Here is a 19,555-nt window from a genome sequence, read left to right on the forward strand (position 1 = left end):
ATGAAGGTAGCTTTGTGCGACCGCCGGATAGGTCGGTCGAGCAAAGCGGATAAATTGATCAGGAGGTGTACAGTTTGGCAAATGCAAAAGTGATTCAAGCAAAACAAGAAGCTGTTGAAGTTGTAGCTGCAAAATTGCGCGAGAGCGTAACAACTGTGGTTGCTGACTATCGCGGTCTGAATGTTGCCCAAGTAACTGAGCTGCGTAAGCAGCTTCGCGAAGCCGGAATCGAATTTCAAGTGCTGAAAAACACGCTGCTCCGTCGTGCAACTGCGGCAGCAGAATTGACTGAACTGGACGCAGTATTGACAGGTCCTACTGCAATCGCGTTCGGCAAAGATGATGCAGTGTCTGCAGCTAAAATCTTGAATGATTTCGCTAAGAAAAACACTGCGCTGGAACTGAAAGGTGCAGTTGTAGAAGGCCGTGTTATCGGTGTTGAGGAAATTAAAGCGCTGGCAGAACTGCCATCCCGCGAAGGTCTCCTTTCCATGCTCCTCAGCGTGCTTCAAGCTCCTATGCGCAACTTTGCGCTTGCAGTTAAAGCTGTTGCAGAAAAAGAAGAGCAAAGCGCATAAGTTAAGGATTAAAGCTGCTGTATAGCAGATTGAAAACAAAAAAATAAGAATTTAAATGGAGGTTCAACCATGAGTAAAGAGCAAATCTTGGAAGCAATTAAAGGTATGTCCGTATTGGAACTGAACGATCTCGTGAAAGCAATCGAAGAAGAATTCGGCGTAACTGCAGCAGCTCCAGTAGCTGTAGCAGGCGGCGCAGCAGGTGGCGCAGCAGAAGCTGAGCAATCCGAGTTCGACGTAATTTTGACAAGCGCTGGCGCTTCCAAAATCAACGTTATCAAAGCAGTTCGCGAAATCACAGGTCTTGGCCTGAAAGAAGCAAAAGAACTGGTTGACAACGCTCCAAAACCACTGAAAGAAAAAATCGCGAAAGAAGAAGCTGATTCCTTGAAAGCAAAATTGGAAGAAGCAGGCGCTTCCGTAGAAGTGAAATAATTGACTGCTATTTAGCAGACAATGCACTAAAACAAACCCCTTGAGGTGATCTTCAAGGGGTTTGTTGCTGTAAATCGGCAGTACAAGCATGTCTGAAACGTAATAGTGAAGGCTATGATGGTATTACAACCAAGGAGGTGGTCATGAATGTCTGATCATTATTACTCCAAACGGCCAGAGACGGCACACGAACGGCGGAGCCTGGAAACAGTGCTGCGGGGGCTGACATACCGTTTTGCCAGCGATTCAGGCGTTTTCTCGAAGCAGGGAATTGATTACGGTAGCCGTGTGTTGATTGAGGCGATGCAGCTTCCTGCGCAGGCTTCAGTGCTGGATGTAGGGTGTGGCTATGGACCGATTGGTTTGACGGCAGCTACGCTTGTACCGCATGGTCACGTTACAATGGTGGATATTAACGAGCGAGCCGTTCAACTAGCAATAGAGAATGCGGAACGGAATGGGATTACCAATGTGACCATAAAGCAAAGCGATCTGTTTGAGCAAGTGAAAGATGATCGTTTTGACGTGATTCTAACGAATCCACCTATACGTGCGGGTAAGGAAACGGTGCATACCATTTTCGAGCTTGCCTATGAACATTTAAATGAAGGTGGAACTTTGTGGGTGGTTATACAGAAAAAGCAGGGTGCCCCTTCGGCAAGCGCTAAAATCGAGAGCCTTTTCGGACGTGTGGAGGAAGTTACGAAGGATAAAGGTTATCGTATTTTGAAGGCGAAAAAAAGTTTTAGAAAAATGCAATAGGACCATTGACTTGAGTCCTGGTCTGTGATATTATTATAAAATGTCAGTATTAGGATGCCCTCCATGGCTTTAGTTTGTTGAAATGTCAATAGATTTATGCGTAGAAGGGTATAGTATTTATACCTATTACGTATAATACAATCATTTTGGGCAAATCTACAAGTGATGAAGATCTTCCGGTAAGAGGATTCTGCAGATACGTCGCTCTTTTTTCGAATGCATTCGAGTAAGGGCTTTTCTGTATTTGTGGATTGAATCTTCTGTATGTGTCTTATTATAAGGTCACAAACAAAGGTTCGCAATGAATTTTTAAAGTGAGTAGACATGAGGGGTGAGTTTAAGTTGGCAGGACATCTTGTTCAATATGGTCGACGCACTCGGCGCAGTTATGCACGTATTAACGAGGTACTCGAGGTTCCGAACCTGATTGAGATCCAGCAAAAATCCTATGATTGGTTTTTGGAGGAAGGATTGCGGGAAATGTTTCGGGATATTTCGCCAATTCAGGATTTCACAGGAAATCTGATTTTGGAGTTTATCGATTATTCTCTCGGAGAACCCAAATATACCGTTGACGACGCAAAGGAACGCGACGTAACGTACGCAGCACCGCTTCGGGTAAAAGTCCGGCTTATTAATAAAGAGACCGGGGAAGTGAAAGAGCAGGAAGTATTCATGGGAGACTTCCCGCTGATGACTGATACGGGTACGTTTATTATTAACGGTGCGGAACGGGTTATTGTCAGCCAGTTGGTTCGCTCTCCCAGCGTCTATTTCAGCACAAAAGTCGACAAGAATGCGAAAACAACATACACCGCAACGGTAATTCCTAACCGGGGGGCTTGGCTCGAACTGGAGATGGATGCGAAGGACATTATCTATGTCCGGATTGACCGTACCCGTAAAATTCCGGTTACGGTGTTGCTGCGTGCGCTTGGCTTTGGCACTGATGCTGAGATTCTGGATTTGCTCGGCAATGACGAATATATCCGTAATACTCTTGATAAAGACAACACGGACTCTACGGAAAAAGCGCTGATTGAGATTTATGAGCGTCTTCGTCCGGGTGAGCCACCTACACTGGATAATGCAAAGAGCTTGCTCGTTGCACGTTTCTTTGATCCAAAACGTTATGATCTGGCCAACGTAGGCCGTTACAAAATCAATAAAAAGCTTCACATCAAAAACCGTCTGTTCAATCAACGACTTGCTGAGACTTTGATTGATACGACAACCGGTGAAATCATCGCTGAAGCAGGACAAATGGTGGATCGCCGCCTGTTGGACGAGATTTTGGCCCAGCTTGAGGAATCGGTAGGACACCGTACGTATCATGTTGCTACTGGCGTGCTGGAAAGCAACGATATTCCTCTTCAAACGATCGATATATTCTCGCCGATTGAGGATGGTAAAGTTGTTAAGCTGATTGCCAACGGAAATATTGATAAATCGGTTAAAAATATTACGCCTGCCGATATTATTTCCTCCATCAGTTATTTTATTAACTTACTTCACGGAATCGGAAGCACGGACGATATTGACCATTTGGGCAACCGTCGTTTGCGCTCTGTCGGTGAATTGCTCCAGAACCAGTTCCGTATCGGTTTATCCCGTATGGAACGCGTGGTGCGCGAAAGAATGTCGATTCAGGATGCTAATGTGATTACGCCACAGGCGCTGATTAACATACGTCCGGTTATTGCTTCGATCAAGGAGTTCTTTGGTAGCTCCCAGCTGTCCCAGTTTATGGATCAGACGAATCCACTTGCTGAATTGACACACAAACGCCGTTTGTCCGCACTCGGACCCGGCGGTTTGACACGTGAACGCGCAGGCATGGAAGTACGTGACGTCCATCCGAGTCACTACGGTCGTATGTGTCCTATCGAGACGCCAGAGGGACCAAACATTGGTTTGATCAACTCCTTGTCTACCTTCGCACGTATCAACGAGTACGGATTTATCGAAGCTCCTTATCGTTGGGTAGATCCGAAAACCGGAAAAGTTACAGACCAAATTGATTACCTGACGGCTGATGAAGAAGATAACTACATCGTAGCCCAGGCAAATGAGGAACTGACAGAGGACAGCACTTTTAAGGAAGAAGTTGTCATTGTCCGTTACAACAAGCAGTCTGATAACATCATTCCAATGGCAAGTAGCCGTGTTGACTATATGGACGTTTCGCCTAAGCAGGTCGTGTCAGTGGCAACTGCACTGATTCCGTTCTTGGAGAACGATGACTCGAACCGTGCGTTGATGGGTTCCAATATGCAACGTCAGGCCGTTCCTTTGTTGATTCCGAAGTCTCCTTTGGTCGGAACAGGAATGGAGCATAAGGCTGCGAAGGATTCCGGGGTATGTATTGTATCCAAATACGACGGTGTAATCGAACGTTCTTCAGCTAACGAAATTTGGCTGCGTCGCATCGAAACAGTAGATGGTTCTGAAGTGAAGGGCGACATAATTAAGTATAAATTACACAAATTTATGCGTTCAAACCAAGGAACGTGCATTAACCAACGTCCAATCGTCAATAGAGGCGATGTGGTGAAAGCTGGCGATATTCTCGCAGATGGTCCTTCCACAGAGATGGGCGAGCTGGCATTGGGACGTAACGTTGTCGTTGCCTTTATGACTTGGGAAGGTTACAACTACGAGGATGCGATCCTGCTGAGTGAGAAGCTGGTTAAGGAAGACGTATACACCTCCATTCATATTGAGGAATACGAATCCGAAGCCCGCGACACGAAGCTTGGACCGGAAGAAATCACCCGTGATATTCCGAATGTCGGTGAAGAAGCGCTCCGTAATCTGGATGAGCGTGGAATTATCCGCATTGGTGCCGAAATCGGCGCAGGTGACATTCTCGTTGGTAAAGTAACGCCTAAGGGTGTAACGGAGCTGACAGCCGAAGAGCGCCTCTTGCATGCGATCTTTGGTGAGAAGGCACGCGAGGTTCGCGACACTTCTTTGAGAGTTCCTCACGGAACAGACGGGATTGTTGTGGACGTAAAAGTATTTACACGTGAGAATGGCGACGAACTGCCACCAGGCGTAAACCAACTGGTTCGTGTATATATTGCTCAAAAACGTAAAATTTCCGAAGGCGATAAAATGGCCGGACGTCACGGTAACAAGGGTGTCGTTGCCCGTATTTTGCCTGAAGAAGATATGCCGTTCCTTCCGGACGGTACACCAGTACAAGTCGTTCTGAATCCGCTGGGTGTACCTTCACGGATGAACATCGGACAGGTGCTTGAAATTCATCTGGGTATGGCTGCAATGCGTCTTGGTATTCATGTAGCAACGCCTGTATTCGATGGTGCCAAGGAGTATGACGTGTTCGATACGATGGAAGAGGCAGGCATGCAGCGCAATGGTAAGACGGTGTTGTATGACGGACGTACCGGTGATCGTTTTGAACGTGAAGTTACTGTCGGTGTCATGCACATGATCAAACTGGCGCACATGGTTGACGATAAAATCCATGCTCGTTCTACAGGTCCTTACTCTCTCGTTACGCAACAGCCGTTGGGTGGTAAAGCTCAATTCGGTGGTCAGCGCTTCGGGGAGATGGAAGTATGGGCACTGGAAGCCTACGGCGCGGCTTACACGCTTCAGGAAATTTTGACTGTCAAATCCGATGATGTGGTTGGACGTGTTAAAACATACGAATCCATCGTCAAAGGTGAAAATGTACCTGAACCGGGTGTGCCTGAATCATTCAAGGTCTTGATCAAAGAGCTGCAAAGCTTGGGTATGGACGTGAAGATTCTGTCCGGAGACGAACAAGAGATCGAAATGAGAGAGCTTGATGATGAAGATGATACAACCAGCGACAAGCTGAGTTTGAATCTGGAAGGCTCTGAGGTTGGCGTAGAGTAGTCTGTCTGCTGACTGAATCATATCAGCTTTGTTATATGCCTCGATCCATTTTCTACAGGATGGATCGGGCTTCTTGATACCGCCCGGTGCTGCCGGGCGGTATCAAACCTAAAAACTCAGGATTTGGTTAAGGAGGGTTGCTCCTTGTTGGACGTTAACAATTTCGAATATATGAAAATCGGGCTTGCTTCCCCCGAAAAGATTCGTTCTTGGTCCCGCGGAGAAGTCAAAAAACCGGAGACGATTAACTATCGTACGCTTAAACCGGAAAAAGAAGGACTATTTTGCGAGAAAATTTTCGGACCTACGAAAGACTGGGAATGTCATTGCGGTAAGTACAAGCGCGTGCGTTATAAAGGTGTTGTCTGTGACCGTTGTGGTGTAGAGGTTACCCGCGCTAAGGTTCGTCGTGAGCGTATGGGTCACATCGAGCTGGCTGCCCCTGTATCGCATATTTGGTACTTTAAAGGCATTCCGAGCCGTATGGGTCTTGCTCTTGATATGTCTCCAAGATCTCTGGAAGAGATCATTTACTTCGCATCTTATGTTGTAACTGATCCAGGAGATACGCCATTGGAGAAAAAGCAACTCCTGTCCGAGAAAGAATACCGCAGCTACCGTGAAAAATACGGCTACGGATTCCAGGCAGGTATGGGTGCTGAAGCGGTTAAGAAGCTCCTTCAAGATTTGGATATAGACAAAGAACTGGAATTCCTGAAAGAAGAGCTGCGTACAGCTCAAGGACAACGCCGCAACCGTGCGATCAAGCGTCTTGAAGTGATTGAGGCGTTCCGTAACTCCGGCAACCAGCCGGACTGGATGATCATGGACGTGCTGCCTGTTATTCCTCCGGAGCTTCGTCCGATGGTACAGCTGGATGGTGGACGTTTTGCTACCTCTGACTTGAATGACTTGTACCGCCGTGTTATTAACCGTAACAACCGTCTGAAACGCCTGCTAGATCTGGGTGCTCCGGATATTATCGTACAAAATGAAAAACGGATGCTGCAGGAGGCTGTTGACGCCCTGATCGATAATGGTCGTCGTGGCCGCCCTGTTACAGGTCCGGGTAACCGTCCTTTGAAATCCCTCAGCCATATGCTGAAAGGTAAACAAGGACGCTTCCGTCAAAACTTGCTCGGAAAACGTGTTGACTACTCCGGTCGTTCCGTTATCGTTGTAGGTCCGTACTTGAAAATGTACCAATGCGGTTTGCCGAAAGAAATGGCATTGGAACTGTTCAAGCCTTTTGTCATGAAAGAACTTGTGAACAAAGGTCTTGCACACAACATTAAGAGCGCGAAACGTAAAGTAGAGCGCGTGAGCGCAGAAGTATGGGATGTGCTCGAAGAAGTAATCAGGGAGCATCCGGTTCTTCTGAACCGTGCCCCTACGCTGCATAGACTCGGTATTCAGGCGTTTGAACCGATTTTGGTTGAAGGACGTGCAATCCGTTTGCATCCGCTCGTATGTACGGCATATAATGCCGACTTTGACGGTGACCAAATGGCGGTTCACGTTCCATTGTCTGCGGAAGCCCAAGCAGAAGCTCGTTTGCTCATGCTGGCATCCGGTAACATTTTGAATCCGAAAGACGGCAAACCTGTTGTTACTCCTTCCCAGGATATGGTCCTTGGTTCTTTCTATCTGACTATGGATAACAAAGAAGAAGAAGGCAGCAACATGATCCTTCGCAATATGAACGAGGCTATATCCGCTTACCAGCGCGGTACAGCGGGTCTTCATGCTCGTGTAGCTATTCCGGTTAAAGCTTTGAATAAAACGAGCTTTACGGAAAAACAACAGGATGCGATGCTGATCACTACGGTTGGTAAAATTATCTTTAATGAAATTTTTCCGGCCAGCTTCCCGTACATCAATGATGCTACCCGTGCTAACCTGCTTTATGGTACTGCTGAGGAGTTCTTTGTTTACGAAAAGGGTGTAAACCTTACAGAAGCGATTCAAAATGCTCCGCAAGCTAACGGGGTAGGTAAGGATTACCTTGGTAACATTATTGCCCGTTGCTTTGAAACTTACCATACAACAGAAACAGCTGTGATTTTGGATAAAATCAAACAGCTTGGCTTTACGTATTCTACTCGTTCAGGTGTAACTGTTGCTGTGTCGGACGTTATCGTGCCGGTGGAAAAACAAGGAATTCTTAAAGGTTCTGAGGACAAAGCGCAAGTCGTAACGAATCAATACCGTCGTGGTCTGATTACGAACGAGGAACGCTATGACCGGATTATTGATATTTGGTCCAAAGCGAAAGATGATATTACCGAAGTGCTGATGAAGTCCATGGATCGCTATAACTCCATCATGATGATGGTAGACTCCAAAGCGCGGGGTAACAAATCACAGATTACCCAGCTCGGCGGTATGCGTGGTCTGATGGCGAATCCATCCGGTCGTATTATCGAGCTCCCAATTAAATCGAACTTCCGTGAAGGTTTGACAGTACTCGAGTACTTCATCTCCACTCACGGAGCGCGTAAAGGTTTGGCGGATACAGCGCTTCGTACGGCTGACTCAGGTTACCTGACTCGTCGTCTTGTCGATGTGGCGCAGGATGTTATCGTGCGTGAAGAAGATTGCGGAACGGACAAAGGCTTTACAGTAAGCCGTATTCAGGACGGTAAAGAAGTTATTGAGGATCTGTATGACCGTCTGGAAGGTCGCTATTGCTTTGAAACGGTACGTCATCCGGAGACTGGCGAGATTTTGGCTGGCCGTAACGAATTGATCGATTCCGACAAAGCGGAAGCAATTGTTAAAGCTGGTGTACAAAAGCTTCAAATTCGTTCAGTACTGAGCTGTCGTGCCAAACATGGCGTCTGCAAGAAATGCTACGGTCGCAATCTGGCTACTGGCAAACACGTTGAGATTGGTGAAGCAGTTGGTATTATCGCGGCACAATCCATTGGTGAACCAGGAACCCAGCTTACAATGCGTACATTCCACACAGGCGGTGTAGCGGGCGACGATATTACACAAGGTTTGCCGCGTATTCAGGAGCTTTTCGAAGCACGTAATCCTAAAGGTCAGGCAACCATCAGTGAAATTGACGGTACAGTTAAAGAAATTCGTGAAGGTAAAGATCGCCGTGAGATCGATATTCAGGGTGAAGCTGAAACGAAAACTTATTCGGTTACGTATGGTTCTCGTCTGCGCGTAAGCGAAGGCATGACTGTTGAAGCCGGGGATGAACTGACAGACGGTTCAATCGACCCTAAAGAAATGCTGCGCATTAAAGGTATTCGCGGGGTACAGAACTATATCCTTCAGGAAGTTCAACGCGTATATCGGAATCAGGGCGTAGAAATCAATGATAAGCATGTGGAAGTTATGATTCGTCAAATGTTGCGTAAAATCCGTATCCTTGATGCGGGGAATACCACGCTGCTTCCAGGCTCCTTTGTTGATGTGCACGAGTATGAAAATGCGAACAAGACAGCAATTCTCAGTGGCCAAGAGCCAGCGGTAGCCAAACCGGTTCTGCTTGGTATCACCAAGGCATCTCTGGAAACTGACTCCTTCTTGTCAGCAGCTTCCTTCCAAGAGACCACTCGCGTGCTGACCGATGCGGCTATAAAAGGCAAAGTCGATCAGTTGCTTGGTCTGAAGGAGAACGTTATTATTGGTAAGTTGATCCCTGCGGGTACAGGTATGAACCGTTACCGCAGTGTGAAATTTGCCCAACCGGAAGGGGAGCAATCCTCTTCCGAAGAACTCGAACCGATTTCGGCCGAGTAATATAACATTAACAAATGGCATGATGGGCCCGGAACATTCGTTCTCTGATGGAGCTTTTAGATTATGCTCTATCAGACGGTGTTCCGGCGCTTTTTTCTCGAAATGAAATATATTGCTTTGTTAAGTAGACTATAGTCGATAATTTTCTTGACATTGCTTATAGTCAATGCTAATATAGCAAAGGTGCGTGAGCAGCCTATATGCTATTGTGTCTTTTCGGAGGAATGAGATATGTCTAAAGAACAGGGACTGCAAGATGCTCATGTCAAAATCGGTACCAAACAAACCATACGTATGGTCGAATTGGGCTTCGCCTCTGAAGTATATGTGGCAGAAGACGCAGATCCACGTCTCACTTCCAACATCATTGCTTTGTGCAACAGGCAAGGAGTCAAGGTGACTCTGGTAGATACAATGAAAAATCTCGGAGCTGCATGTGGGATTGAAGTGGGAGCCGCTATGGCTGCTATCGTAAAACAATAGGGTAAGGAACGTTTTTGTCTAAGAGAATGAATTCTTGGCGGCAAAGACTTTTCATTTGTTCTTTTATGAACCGCCTGGGTCTGTGGGCTTAGAAATGGTTTGTGAAGCAACAGGAAAAATTGAGGAAGGGGGTGGCAACCACAATGCCAACTATTAACCAACTGGTTCGTAAAGGACGTCAAGCCAAAATCGAGAAATCGAAATCACCGGCTTTGCAAAAAGGTTTTAACGCCTTGAAACGTGAAGCTACCGACATCAGTGCCCCGCAAAAACGCGGAGTATGCACTCGTGTAGGTACTATGACTCCAAAAAAACCAAACTCCGCACTTCGTAAATATGCTCGTGTTCGTTTGACGAACCGTGTAGAGGTGACTGCTTACATTCCGGGTATCGGACACAACCTGCAAGAACACAGCGTAGTGCTGATTCGCGGGGGTCGTGTGAAAGACCTTCCAGGTGTACGTTACCATATCGTTCGCGGTGCTTTGGATACTGCAGGCGTAAACAACCGCATGCAAGCTCGTTCCAAATACGGCGCAAAACGCCCCAAAGCTAAAAAATCCTAATGAATATAAACCGAATAAATCGGTTTAACATGTAAGAAAGGGGGATATCCATGCCACGCAAAGGTCCAGTTACCAAAAGAGACGTGTTGCCAGATCCGGTATATAACAGCAAGTTGGTTACCCGCCTGATCAACCGCATCATGCTCGACGGAAAACGAGGCGTTGCTCAAAGCATTCTGTACAATGCGTTCAAGCTTATCCAAGAACGTACGGGGAATGACCCGATGGAAGTTTTTGAAGCAGCTATTAAGAATATCATGCCAGTCCTGGAAGTTAAAGCACGCCGTGTCGGCGGTGCCAACTACCAAGTACCAATCGAGGTAAAACCAGAAAGACGTACTTCCCTGGGTTTACGTTGGCTCGTGAACTACTCCCGCAACCGCGGTGAGAAAACTATGGAAGAGCGTTTGGCGGCTGAAATTATCGACGCTTCCAACAACACAGGCGCTTCCGTGAAAAAACGCGAAGATACGCACAAAATGGCTGAAGCGAACAAAGCGTTTGCTCACTACCGTTGGTAGGATTCAGTTCAAAAAAATTTCAATTTTGAAGGGAGACCCATTTCATGGCAAGAGAGTTCTCCTTGACGAATACACGTAATATCGGGATCATGGCTCATATTGACGCGGGTAAAACCACAACAACAGAGCGGATCTTGTTCTACACAGGACGTACGCACAAAATCGGTGAAGTTCACGAAGGCGCTGCGACAATGGACTGGATGGAACAAGAACAAGAGCGCGGAATCACGATTACTTCCGCTGCGACGACCGCTGCCTGGAAAGGTCACCGCGTCAATATCATCGACACCCCGGGGCACGTTGACTTCACTGTTGAAGTTGAACGTTCCCTTCGTGTATTGGACGGAGCAGTTGGTGTTTTCAGTGCGAAAGAAGGCGTTGAGCCTCAGTCCGAAACCGTATGGAGACAGGCTGATCGCTACGGCGTTCCACGGATCGCATATGTAAACAAAATGGATATCATTGGTGCCGACTTCCTGAATGTTGTCTCCGACATGCGTGATCGCCTTCAAGCGAACGCAGTTGCGATTCAATTGCCAATCGGCGCAGAAAATGATTTTACTGGTATCATCGATATCGTTGAACAAAAAGCTCATATGTACAAAGATGATCTTGGTCAAGATATCGAAGAAGTCGAAATTCCTGCGGAATTCAAAGATAAAGTTGAAGAACTCCGTAATGAATTGATTGAGAAGGTTGCTGAACTGGACGAAGATTTGACAATGAAATACCTAGAAGGTGAAGAAATTTCGGTTGCCGAAATTAAAGCCGCTCTCCGTAAAGGTGTTGTAGAAGTTAAAATCTTCCCAGTTATCTGTGGATCTTCTTACCGTAACAAAGGTGTTCAGCTGATGTTGGATGCTGTTCTCGATTACTTGCCGGCTCCTACTGACGTGCCAAGTATTCAAGGACATTTGGAAGACGGTACGGAAGTTGAACGTCACTCTTCCGATGAAGAGCCATTCTCCGCATTGGCCTTCAAAATCATGACGGATCCTTACGTTGGTAAGCTGACATTCTTCCGTGTATACTCCGGTGCTCTTCAATCCGGTTCATACGTATTGAATGCAACAAAAGGCAAGCGCGAACGTATCGGACGTATTCTTCAAATGCATGCGAACAGCCGTCAAGAAATCACTGTAGTTTACTCCGGTGATATTGCGGCAGCCGTAGGTTTGAAAGATACAGGTACAGGTGATACACTGTGTGATGAGAAGAATCCAGTTATTCTCGAGTCCATGAATTTCCCTGATCCGGTTATCGAAATCGCAGTTGAGCCTAAAACCAAAGCTGACCAAGATAAAATGTCTGTTGCCCTCGGTAAATTGACCGAAGAAGATCCAACTCTTCGCGCTCATACTAACGAAGAAACAGGTCAAACCATCTTGGCAGGTATGGGTGAACTTCACCTTGATATCATCATCGACCGTATGCGTCGTGAGTTTAAGGTGGAAACCAATGTGGGTAAACCACAGGTTGCTTACCGCGAAACGTTCCGTGCTCCAGCACGTGTCGAAGGTAAATTCGTTCGTCAATCCGGTGGTCGTGGTCAATATGGTCACGTATGGGTTGAGTTCGAACCGCTTGAGCCAGGTACTGGTAGCCAATTCGAAAGTAAGGTAGTCGGCGGCTCTGTTCCTAGAGAGTACATCGCTCCTGCTCTTGCTGGTATTGAGGAACAAATGAAAAACGGCGTTATCGCAGGCTTCCCGCTTGTGGACGTTAAAGCTACAATCGTGGACGGATCATACCATGATGTCGATTCCAATGAAATGGCGTTTAAAATTGCCGGATCAATGGCGCTGAAAGCAGCGAAAGACAAATGTAAACCAGTATTGCTTGAGCCGATTATGAAAGTTGAAGTAACGGTTCCTGAGGAATACATGGGTGACGTAATGGGTATGTTGAACTCCCGTCGTGGCCGGATTGAAGGTATGGATTCCCGTAGTGGAGCTCAAATCATTCGTGCAAAGGTGCCTTTGTCCGAAATGTTTGGATACTCGACTACACTTCGTTCCGGTACACAAGGACGCGGCGTGTTCTCCATGGAGCTTTCTCATTATGAAGAAGTTCCGAAGAGCATTGCTGAAGAGATCGTTGCCAAAACCAAAGGCGGCGAGTAATACAATGTATCAGCTGACCGGTATAATCAAGGTTTTTCCAAGAGGAACCGGCAGCCTAAAAATAAAACAAGTTATTGAGGAGGAATTGTTCAAATGGCAAAGGCTAAGTTTGAACGTAACAAACCGCACGTTAACATCGGTACTATTGGTCACGTCGATCATGGTAAAACTACTTTGACTGCTGCAATCACAACTGTATTGTCCAAAACTTACGGTGGTGCTGCTGTAGCATTCGACCAAATCGATAAAGCTCCAGAAGAGCGCGAACGCGGTATCACAATCTCCACAGCACACGTGGAATACGAAACACCTAACCGTCACTATGCACACGTTGACTGCCCAGGTCACGCCGACTATGTTAAAAACATGATCACTGGCGCTGCACAAATGGACGGAGCGATTCTGGTTGTATCCGCAGCTGACGGCCCAATGCCGCAAACTCGCGAGCACATCCTGTTGTCCCGCCAAGTAGGCGTTCCTTACATCGTTGTATTCCTGAACAAATGTGACATGGTTGAAGACGAAGAGTTGTTGGAACTGGTTGAAATGGAAGTTCGTGACTTGCTGAGCGAATATGACTTCCCAGGCGACGACACTCCAATCATTCGTGGTTCCGCTCGTGAAGCTCTGCAAAACCCAGAGGGTGACTATGCTAAGAAAATCGTTGAAATGTTCGAAATAATCGACACTTACGTCCCAACTCCAGAACGCGACACTGAAAAGCCTTTCCTTATGCCTGTCGAGGACGTATTCTCCATCACAGGTCGTGGTACAGTTGCTACAGGCCGTGTAGAGCGTGGTACTGTTAAAGTGGGCGACGAAATCGAAATCATCGGTATTCAAGAAGAATCCCGTAAATCCGTAGTAACAGGCGTAGAAATGTTCCGCAAATTGCTTGACTCCGCTCAAGCTGGCGATAACATCGGCGCATTGCTTCGCGGTGTAGATCGTGCACAAATCGAGCGCGGCCAAGTATTGGCTAAACCAGGTTCTGTTAAACCTCATACAGAATTCTCTGCTCAAATCTACGTTTTGACTAAAGAAGAGGGTGGACGTCACAAACCTTTCTTCACTGGTTACCGTCCACAGTTCTACTTCCGTACAACTGACGTAACTGGTATCATCACTTTGCCAGAAGGTTCCGAAATGGTAATGCCTGGTGACAACATCACAGTTACTGTTCAACTGATCAACCCAATCGCTATCGAAGAAGGAACTAAGTTCTCTATTCGTGAAGGTGGACGTACAGTTGGCGCTGGTGCGGTAGCAACAATCACCAAATAAGAGGCTTTGGCCTTTAAATAAAGCAACATTGTACTGGAACGAGTAACATTGTATTGGAACGGAGCTAAAAGAAGCCCCCGCCCTAGTGCGGGGGCTTTTCTCTTGAATAAATCGCGAGCTGCGAGTACAATTGTATCTTTTCAAAATAAGATACATTGTTTTTTCGTTTTTGCTTGCAATAGGCAGAACTATTAGATATAATAACTAATGTTGTTTGTGACTGTGCGATGATGTGAGAGGTTACTGACACACCCGGCCCCTTTGCCATGGGAGGGATGTCGGAAAATTTTCACGGAGTATGTCCGATACCAAATTGGGCGATAGAAGGAGGGACTAAAATGGCAAAGCAAAAGATTCGTATTCGTTTGAAAGCTTACGACCACAGAATTCTTGATCAATCCGCTGAGAAAATTGTTGAAACAGCTAAACGTTCGGGCGCAGGTGTATCCGGACCAATTCCGCTGCCAACTGAAAAACAAATCATTACTATTCTCCGTGCGGTACACAAGTACAAGGATTCCCGGGAGCAGTTCGAAATGCGCACACATAAGCGTCTGATCGACATTGTTAACCCGACTCCACAAACTGTGGATGCCTTGATGCGCTTGGACCTGCCGTCCGGTGTAGATATCGAAATTAAATTGTAATTTGTGATTAGGAAAAGAAAAGAGGTGTCAACATGAAAGGTATCTTAGGAAAAAAACTCGGAATGACTCAAGTGTTTACCCCTGAAGGTAACGTACTTGCTGTTACGGTTATCGAAGCGGGCCCTTGTGTTGTTCTGCAAAAGAAAGATCTGGAAAACGATGGATACGAAGCTATTCAACTCGGTTTCTCTGATAAAAAAGAAAAAAGATCCAATAAACCTGAAGCAGGACATGCGAAAAAAGCAAATACTGCACCTAAGCGCTACGTTCGTGAACTTCGTGGCATCGACCTTGCTGCGTACGAGGTTGGCCAAGAACTGAAGGCTGATGTCTTCACAGAAGGCGAATTCGTTGACGTAACAGGTATTTCTAAAGGTAAAGGTTTTGCCGGTGTTATCAAACGTTGGGGACAAAGCCGCGGACCAATGGCACACGGCTCGCGTTACCACAGAGGTCCAGGTTCGATGGGCTCCATTCAAGCTAACCGCGTTCCTAAAGGTAAACACCTGCCAGGACACATGGGGCATGAAACGGTAACGATCCAACGCCTTGAAGTTGTTAAGATCGATACAGAACGTAATGTATTGCTCGTGAAAGGCTCCATTCCAGGACCTAAAAACAGCTTCGTTAAAGTACTAGAAACGGTGAAAAAATAAACAACTGAAGAAAGGAGGAACACGAAATGCCAAAAGTAGCACTTTTTAATATTAGCGGCAGTCAAGTTGGCGAAATTGAATTGAACGACGCAGTATTCGGTATCGAACCGAATAAACACGTTCTTCATGACGCTGTTGTTATGCAATTGGCTTCCCTGCGTCAAGGCACTCACAAAGTAAAAGGACGTTCTGAAGTACGTGGTGGCGGACGTAAGCCTTGGAAACAAAAAGGTACTGGCCGCGCTCGTCAAGGTTCGATCCGTGCACCGCAATGGGTTGGTGGCGGTACTGTATTTGGTCCGACTCCACGCAGCTATGCTTACAAATTGCCTAAAAAGGTTCGTCGCTTGGCGATCAAATCGGCTTTGTCTTCCAAAGTGATTGAGAATGAAATCATCGTATTGGACGCTCTTACACTGAACGGACCTAAAACGAAAGAATTCGCAGCCATTTTGAACAACCTTAAAGCTGACCGTAAAGCATTGATCGTAGCTCCTAGTTATGATGATAATGTGGCTCTGTCCGCTCGTAATATTCCTGGTGTGAAGTTTGTATCCGCAGACGGCATTAATGTTCTTGACGTGCTTGGACACGACAAACTGATCATTACGAAGGAAGCAGTTCAGAAGGTAGAGGAGGTGCTCGCGTAATGAAGGATCCTCGTGATATTATCAAACGTCCGATAATCACCGAACGTACGGCTGGTATGATGAATGACTTGAAATACGTTTTCGAGGTAGACATTCGTTCCAATAAAGTCGAAGTTAAAAAAGCAATCGAAGCGATCTTTAACGTGAAAGTAAGTAACGTAAACACGCTTCGTGTTCCTGCAAAACCAAAACGCTACGGCCGTCATTCCGGCTATACGAGCGAGTGGAAAAAAGCGTTCGTAACGCTGAGCAAAGACAGTAAGCCGCTTGAGTTTTTTGAAACGGTATAATTGAAACTGTAAAGTAAGGAGGGAAACTCAGTGCCAATTAAAAAGTATAAACCGACGTCCCCGGCCAGACGTGCTATGTCTGTATCTACTTTCGAGGAGATCACAACTAATCAGCCCGAGAAATCGTTGCTGGCGCCTCTGAGCAAGCAAGCTGGACGTAATAACCAAGGTAAAATTACGGTTCGTCATCATGGCGGTGGACACAAACGTAAATACCGTATTATCGATTTCAAACGTAACAAAGATGGAATACCGGGCCGCGTTGCTACGATCGAATATGATCCGAACCGTACGTCCAACATCGCACTTATCCACTATGTGGATGGTGAAAAACGTTACATCATCGCTCCTAAAGGCTTGAAAGTAGGAGACGAAGTGGTATCCGGCGTAGGTTCCGATATCAAAATCGGTAACTCTTTGCCTTTGGAAAACATTCCAGTAGGTACGGTTATCCACAACATCGAATTGAAACCGGGCAAAGGTGGTCAACTCGTTCGTGCTGCCGGTACGGAAGCCCAACTTCTTGGTAAAGAAGAGAAGTATGTAACTATTCGTTTGACTTCTGGTGAAGTTCGTCGTGTTCTGAAAGTTTGCCGCGCTACAATCGGTTCTGTTGGTAACGAAGACCATGAATTGGTGAAGATCGGTAAAGCCGGACGTAGCCGTTGGTTGGGACAACGTCCTGAAGTTCGCGGTGTTGTTATGAACCCTAACGATCACCCACACGGTGGTGGTGAAGGTCGCGCTCCAATCGGACGTAAATCTCCGATGTCTCCATGGGGTAAACCAACCCTTGGTTACAAAACACGTAAAAAAGGTAAAGCATCTGATAAATACATCGTTCGTCGTCGTACTAAGTAATAAGACGTGCGCTTAAGTCGCACGTTAACATATTAAGGAACGACAACGTTTTAACGAAGGGAGGATTCATACATGGGTCGCAGTCTCAAAAAAGGACCATTCGTTGATGGTTACCTGCTGAAAAAAGTAGAGGTTTTGAACGAATCGGACAAAAAAGTCGTGATCAAAACTTGGTCCCGTCGCTCTACGATTTTCCCACAATTTATCGGACATACGTTTGGTGTATACGATGGTCGTAAACACGTGCCAGTATACGTAACGGAAGATATGGTCGGACACAAATTGGGCGAATTCGCTCCAACACGTACCTATAAAGGCCATACGGATGACGATAAGAAAACAAGAAGATAATCAACACAGCGTAGTGTTTGAGAGGAGGTAAACTCAATGGAAGCAAAAGCACATGCTAAATCCGTACGGATTTCCGCTCGTAAAGTTAAACTCGTTATCGATTTGATCCGCGGTAAGCAGGTTGGTGAGGCGATCGCAATTCTTCGTCACACTCCGAAATCAGCTTCTCCGGTCGTTGAGAAGCTGTTGAACTCTGCTATTGCAAATGCAGACCACAACTACTCTTTGGACGTGAACAAGTTGGTAGTATCGCAAGTTTTTGTAAACCAAGGTCCTACAATGAAACGGTTCCGCCCGCGTGCAATGGGTCGTGCAAGCCGCATCAATAAACGCACCAGTCATATTACTCTGGTGGTATCTGAAAAATAAGGAGGGAAAACGTGTGGGCCAAAAGGTAAATCCCGTCGGACTCCGAATCGGTATTATCCGTGATTGGGAATCCAAATGGTATGCAGGCAAAGATTTCGGTGATCTTTTGCTGGAAGACGTTAGAATTCGTGAACATCTGAAAAAAAGATTGAAAGATTCCGCTGTATCCCGTGTTGAAATCGAGAGAGCAGCTAACCGCGTCAACGTAACGATTCACACTGCGAAACCTGGTATGGTTATCGGTAAGGGTGGTTCCGAAGTTGAAAACTTGCGTAATGAAATCACTAAAATCGCAGGCGGTAAAAAGGTACACATCAATATCTCTGAAATTAAAAATCCTGAGCTGGATGCAATCTTGGTTGCTGAGAGCATTGCACAACAATTGGAACGTCGCGTTTCTTTCCGTCGTGCTTTGAAACAAGCGATCCAAAGAACTATGCGTTCCGGAGCAAAAGGAATTAAAACTCAAGTAGGCGGACGTCTTGGCGGTGCCGAAATCGCTCGTTCCGAAGGGTACAGCGAAGGAACAGTTCCACTGCATACGCTTCGTGCCGACATTGACTACGGTACAGCGGAAGCTCATACTACTTACGGCCGTATTGGCGTAAAAGTATGGATCTATCGTGGAGAGGTTCTTCCTCCAGCTAAGAAACAAGCTCCTCAGGAAGGAGGCAACTAATCATGTTGGTACCAAAACGCGTAAAGCATCGTAAGCAACAGCGTGGTCATATGAAGGGTCGTGCAAAAGGCGGCACTACACTGAACTTTGGTGAGTATGGTTTGCAAGCTACTGAACCTGCATGGATTACTAACCGTCAGATCGAAGCTGCTCGTATTGCGATGACTCGTTACATCAAACGTGGTGGTAAGGTTTGGATTAAAATTTTCCCTGACAAACCAATTACTCAGAAGCCTCTTGAGGTTCGTATGGGTAGTGGTAAAGGTAACGTAGAAAAATGGGTTGCAGTAGTGAAACCAGGTAAGATCATGTTCGAACTTGCTGGTGTTCCGGAAGAGGTTGCTCGTGAAGCAATGCGTCTTGCCGCTCACAAACTGCCAATCAAAACTAAGTTTGTGAAACGTGAAGAATTGGGTGGTGAAGCAAATGAAGGCTAGTGAATTTCGCAACCTAACCACTGCTGAAATTGAACAAAAGATCTCTGGGTTCAAAGAAGAACTCTTTAACCTTCGTTTTCAACTCGCTACCGGTCAGCTTGATAACCCGACTCGGATCGGCGATGTACGTAAGGAAATTGCTCGTGCTAAAACCGTGATCCGTGAAAGAGAACTTGGGATTAGCTAAGATATCAGACCGGGTGGAGATTCCGCCTG

The 19,555-nt window shown here is 46.3% G+C and carries 20 protein-coding genes and 1 other annotated feature (1 of these 21 running past the window's edge); all 20 genes read left to right on the top strand.

The features are described 5' to 3' along the window. Positions 1 to 2, top strand: a sequence feature (ribosomal protein L10 leader region); it begins 150 nt to the left of the window's first position. 72 nt (positions 3 to 74) lie between these two features. The 20 genes from rplJ (at position 75) to rpmC (ending at position 19,526) form a co-directional block, all read left to right on the top strand. After that, positions 75 to 578 carry a 50S ribosomal protein L10 gene (gene rplJ, locus ACQ4MX_RS18540; RefSeq protein ID WP_044647200.1) on the top strand — a complete coding sequence of 168 codons (504 nt, stop codon included), beginning with the start codon at positions 75 to 77 and terminating at the stop codon, positions 576 to 578. Positions 579 to 647: 69 nt separating this feature from the next. Further along, entirely contained in the window at positions 648 to 1,013 is a 366-nt protein-coding gene (rplL, locus tag ACQ4MX_RS18545; protein ID WP_025685943.1) for a 50S ribosomal protein L7/L12, read from the top strand. A 147-nt stretch (positions 1,014 to 1,160) separates the two neighbouring features. Further along, positions 1,161 to 1,775 carry a class I SAM-dependent methyltransferase gene (locus tag ACQ4MX_RS18550; RefSeq protein WP_431086574.1) on the top strand — a complete coding sequence of 205 codons (615 nt, stop codon included), beginning with the start codon at positions 1,161 to 1,163 and terminating at the stop codon, positions 1,773 to 1,775. A 342-nt stretch (positions 1,776 to 2,117) separates the two neighbouring features. Next, a complete protein-coding gene (rpoB, locus tag ACQ4MX_RS18555) occupies positions 2,118 to 5,663 on the top strand; it encodes a DNA-directed RNA polymerase subunit beta (protein WP_044647202.1) in 3,546 nt (1,181 codons plus the stop codon). A 144-nt stretch (positions 5,664 to 5,807) separates the two neighbouring features. Continuing rightward, the gene (gene rpoC / locus ACQ4MX_RS18560) at positions 5,808 to 9,422 is read left to right on the top strand and encodes a DNA-directed RNA polymerase subunit beta' (RefSeq protein WP_044647203.1); all 3,615 of its coding nucleotides are present in this window, start codon (positions 5,808 to 5,810) and stop codon (positions 9,420 to 9,422) included. A 231-nt stretch (positions 9,423 to 9,653) separates the two neighbouring features. Continuing rightward, positions 9,654 to 9,905: a ribosomal L7Ae/L30e/S12e/Gadd45 family protein gene (locus ACQ4MX_RS18565; protein WP_044647204.1), complete on the top strand. Its 252-nt coding sequence runs from the start codon at positions 9,654 to 9,656 to the stop codon at positions 9,903 to 9,905. A 143-nt stretch (positions 9,906 to 10,048) separates the two neighbouring features. After that, entirely contained in the window at positions 10,049 to 10,471 is a 423-nt protein-coding gene (rpsL, locus tag ACQ4MX_RS18570; protein ID WP_007432587.1) for a 30S ribosomal protein S12, read from the top strand. A gap of 50 nt (positions 10,472 to 10,521) precedes the next feature. Continuing rightward, entirely contained in the window at positions 10,522 to 10,992 is a 471-nt protein-coding gene (rpsG, locus tag ACQ4MX_RS18575) for a 30S ribosomal protein S7 (protein ID WP_007432586.1), read from the top strand. A 44-nt stretch (positions 10,993 to 11,036) separates the two neighbouring features. Further along, positions 11,037 to 13,115, top strand: a complete 2,079-nt coding sequence (gene fusA / locus ACQ4MX_RS18580) for an elongation factor G (protein ID WP_431086578.1) — start codon at positions 11,037 to 11,039, stop codon at positions 13,113 to 13,115. Between the two features lie 93 nt (positions 13,116 to 13,208). Further along, on the top strand, positions 13,209 to 14,399 hold the full coding sequence (gene tuf / locus ACQ4MX_RS18585) for an elongation factor Tu (RefSeq protein WP_134912310.1): 1,191 nt from the start codon (positions 13,209 to 13,211) through the stop codon (positions 14,397 to 14,399). A 338-nt stretch (positions 14,400 to 14,737) separates the two neighbouring features. Further along, entirely contained in the window at positions 14,738 to 15,046 is a 309-nt protein-coding gene (gene rpsJ / locus ACQ4MX_RS18590) for a 30S ribosomal protein S10 (protein ID WP_005544556.1), read from the top strand. Positions 15,047 to 15,078: 32 nt separating this feature from the next. After that, positions 15,079 to 15,702 (top strand): 50S ribosomal protein L3, encoded by a 624-nt coding sequence (gene rplC, locus ACQ4MX_RS18595; protein WP_013312161.1) that lies wholly within the window; start codon positions 15,079 to 15,081, stop codon positions 15,700 to 15,702. A 26-nt stretch (positions 15,703 to 15,728) separates the two neighbouring features. Then, entirely contained in the window at positions 15,729 to 16,352 is a 624-nt protein-coding gene (gene rplD, locus ACQ4MX_RS18600; RefSeq protein WP_025685937.1) for a 50S ribosomal protein L4, read from the top strand. Next, the gene (gene rplW / locus ACQ4MX_RS18605; RefSeq protein WP_013373266.1) at positions 16,352 to 16,642 is read left to right on the top strand and encodes a 50S ribosomal protein L23; all 291 of its coding nucleotides are present in this window, start codon (positions 16,352 to 16,354) and stop codon (positions 16,640 to 16,642) included. Before rplD ends, rplW begins: the two co-directional genes overlap by 1 nt. Positions 16,643 to 16,672: 30 nt before the next feature. Further along, the gene (gene rplB / locus ACQ4MX_RS18610) at positions 16,673 to 17,503 is read left to right on the top strand and encodes a 50S ribosomal protein L2 (RefSeq protein WP_134912313.1); all 831 of its coding nucleotides are present in this window, start codon (positions 16,673 to 16,675) and stop codon (positions 17,501 to 17,503) included. 72 nt (positions 17,504 to 17,575) lie between these two features. Beyond that, positions 17,576 to 17,854: a 30S ribosomal protein S19 gene (gene rpsS / locus ACQ4MX_RS18615; protein ID WP_025685935.1), complete on the top strand. Its 279-nt coding sequence runs from the start codon at positions 17,576 to 17,578 to the stop codon at positions 17,852 to 17,854. A 36-nt stretch (positions 17,855 to 17,890) separates the two neighbouring features. Beyond that, positions 17,891 to 18,223: a 50S ribosomal protein L22 gene (gene rplV, locus ACQ4MX_RS18620; protein WP_013312157.1), complete on the top strand. Its 333-nt coding sequence runs from the start codon at positions 17,891 to 17,893 to the stop codon at positions 18,221 to 18,223. 13 nt (positions 18,224 to 18,236) lie between these two features. Next, on the top strand, positions 18,237 to 18,902 hold the full coding sequence (gene rpsC, locus ACQ4MX_RS18625; RefSeq protein ID WP_014278312.1) for a 30S ribosomal protein S3: 666 nt from the start codon (positions 18,237 to 18,239) through the stop codon (positions 18,900 to 18,902). Positions 18,903 to 18,904: 2 nt separating this feature from the next. Continuing rightward, positions 18,905 to 19,339 carry a 50S ribosomal protein L16 gene (gene rplP / locus ACQ4MX_RS18630; protein WP_431086584.1) on the top strand — a complete coding sequence of 145 codons (435 nt, stop codon included), beginning with the start codon at positions 18,905 to 18,907 and terminating at the stop codon, positions 19,337 to 19,339. Then, on the top strand, positions 19,329 to 19,526 hold the full coding sequence (rpmC, locus tag ACQ4MX_RS18635; protein ID WP_014278310.1) for a 50S ribosomal protein L29: 198 nt from the start codon (positions 19,329 to 19,331) through the stop codon (positions 19,524 to 19,526). Before rplP ends, rpmC begins: the two co-directional genes overlap by 11 nt. Positions 19,527 to 19,555 lie beyond the last annotated feature (29 nt).

This window comes from Paenibacillus sp. 8b26 (assembly GCF_050626875.1).
Lineage (GTDB): Bacteria > Bacillota > Bacilli > Paenibacillales > Paenibacillaceae > Paenibacillus.

Excerpts from the sequence above, each read along its gene's own strand:
- rplL (WP_025685943.1), top strand. The coding sequence starts at position 648 with ATGAGTAAAGAGCAAATCTTGGAAGCAATTAAAGGTATGTCCGTATTG.
- ACQ4MX_RS18550 (WP_431086574.1), top strand. The coding sequence starts at position 1,161 with ATGTCTGATCATTATTACTCCAAACGGCCAGAGACGGCACACGAACGG.
- ACQ4MX_RS18565 (WP_044647204.1), top strand. The coding sequence starts at position 9,654 with ATGTCTAAAGAACAGGGACTGCAAGATGCTCATGTCAAAATCGGTACC.
- rpsL (WP_007432587.1), top strand. The coding sequence starts at position 10,049 with ATGCCAACTATTAACCAACTGGTTCGTAAAGGACGTCAAGCCAAAATC.
- rpsG (WP_007432586.1), top strand. The coding sequence starts at position 10,522 with ATGCCACGCAAAGGTCCAGTTACCAAAAGAGACGTGTTGCCAGATCCG.
- fusA (WP_431086578.1), top strand. The coding sequence starts at position 11,037 with ATGGCAAGAGAGTTCTCCTTGACGAATACACGTAATATCGGGATCATG.
- tuf (WP_134912310.1), top strand. The coding sequence starts at position 13,209 with ATGGCAAAGGCTAAGTTTGAACGTAACAAACCGCACGTTAACATCGGT.
- rpsJ (WP_005544556.1), top strand. The coding sequence starts at position 14,738 with ATGGCAAAGCAAAAGATTCGTATTCGTTTGAAAGCTTACGACCACAGA.
- rplC (WP_013312161.1), top strand. The coding sequence starts at position 15,079 with ATGAAAGGTATCTTAGGAAAAAAACTCGGAATGACTCAAGTGTTTACC.
- rplD (WP_025685937.1), top strand. The coding sequence starts at position 15,729 with ATGCCAAAAGTAGCACTTTTTAATATTAGCGGCAGTCAAGTTGGCGAA.
- rplW (WP_013373266.1), top strand. The coding sequence starts at position 16,352 with ATGAAGGATCCTCGTGATATTATCAAACGTCCGATAATCACCGAACGT.
- rpsS (WP_025685935.1), top strand. The coding sequence starts at position 17,576 with ATGGGTCGCAGTCTCAAAAAAGGACCATTCGTTGATGGTTACCTGCTG.
- rplV (WP_013312157.1), top strand. The coding sequence starts at position 17,891 with ATGGAAGCAAAAGCACATGCTAAATCCGTACGGATTTCCGCTCGTAAA.
- rplP (WP_431086584.1), top strand. The coding sequence starts at position 18,905 with ATGTTGGTACCAAAACGCGTAAAGCATCGTAAGCAACAGCGTGGTCAT.
- rpmC (WP_014278310.1), top strand. The coding sequence starts at position 19,329 with ATGAAGGCTAGTGAATTTCGCAACCTAACCACTGCTGAAATTGAACAA.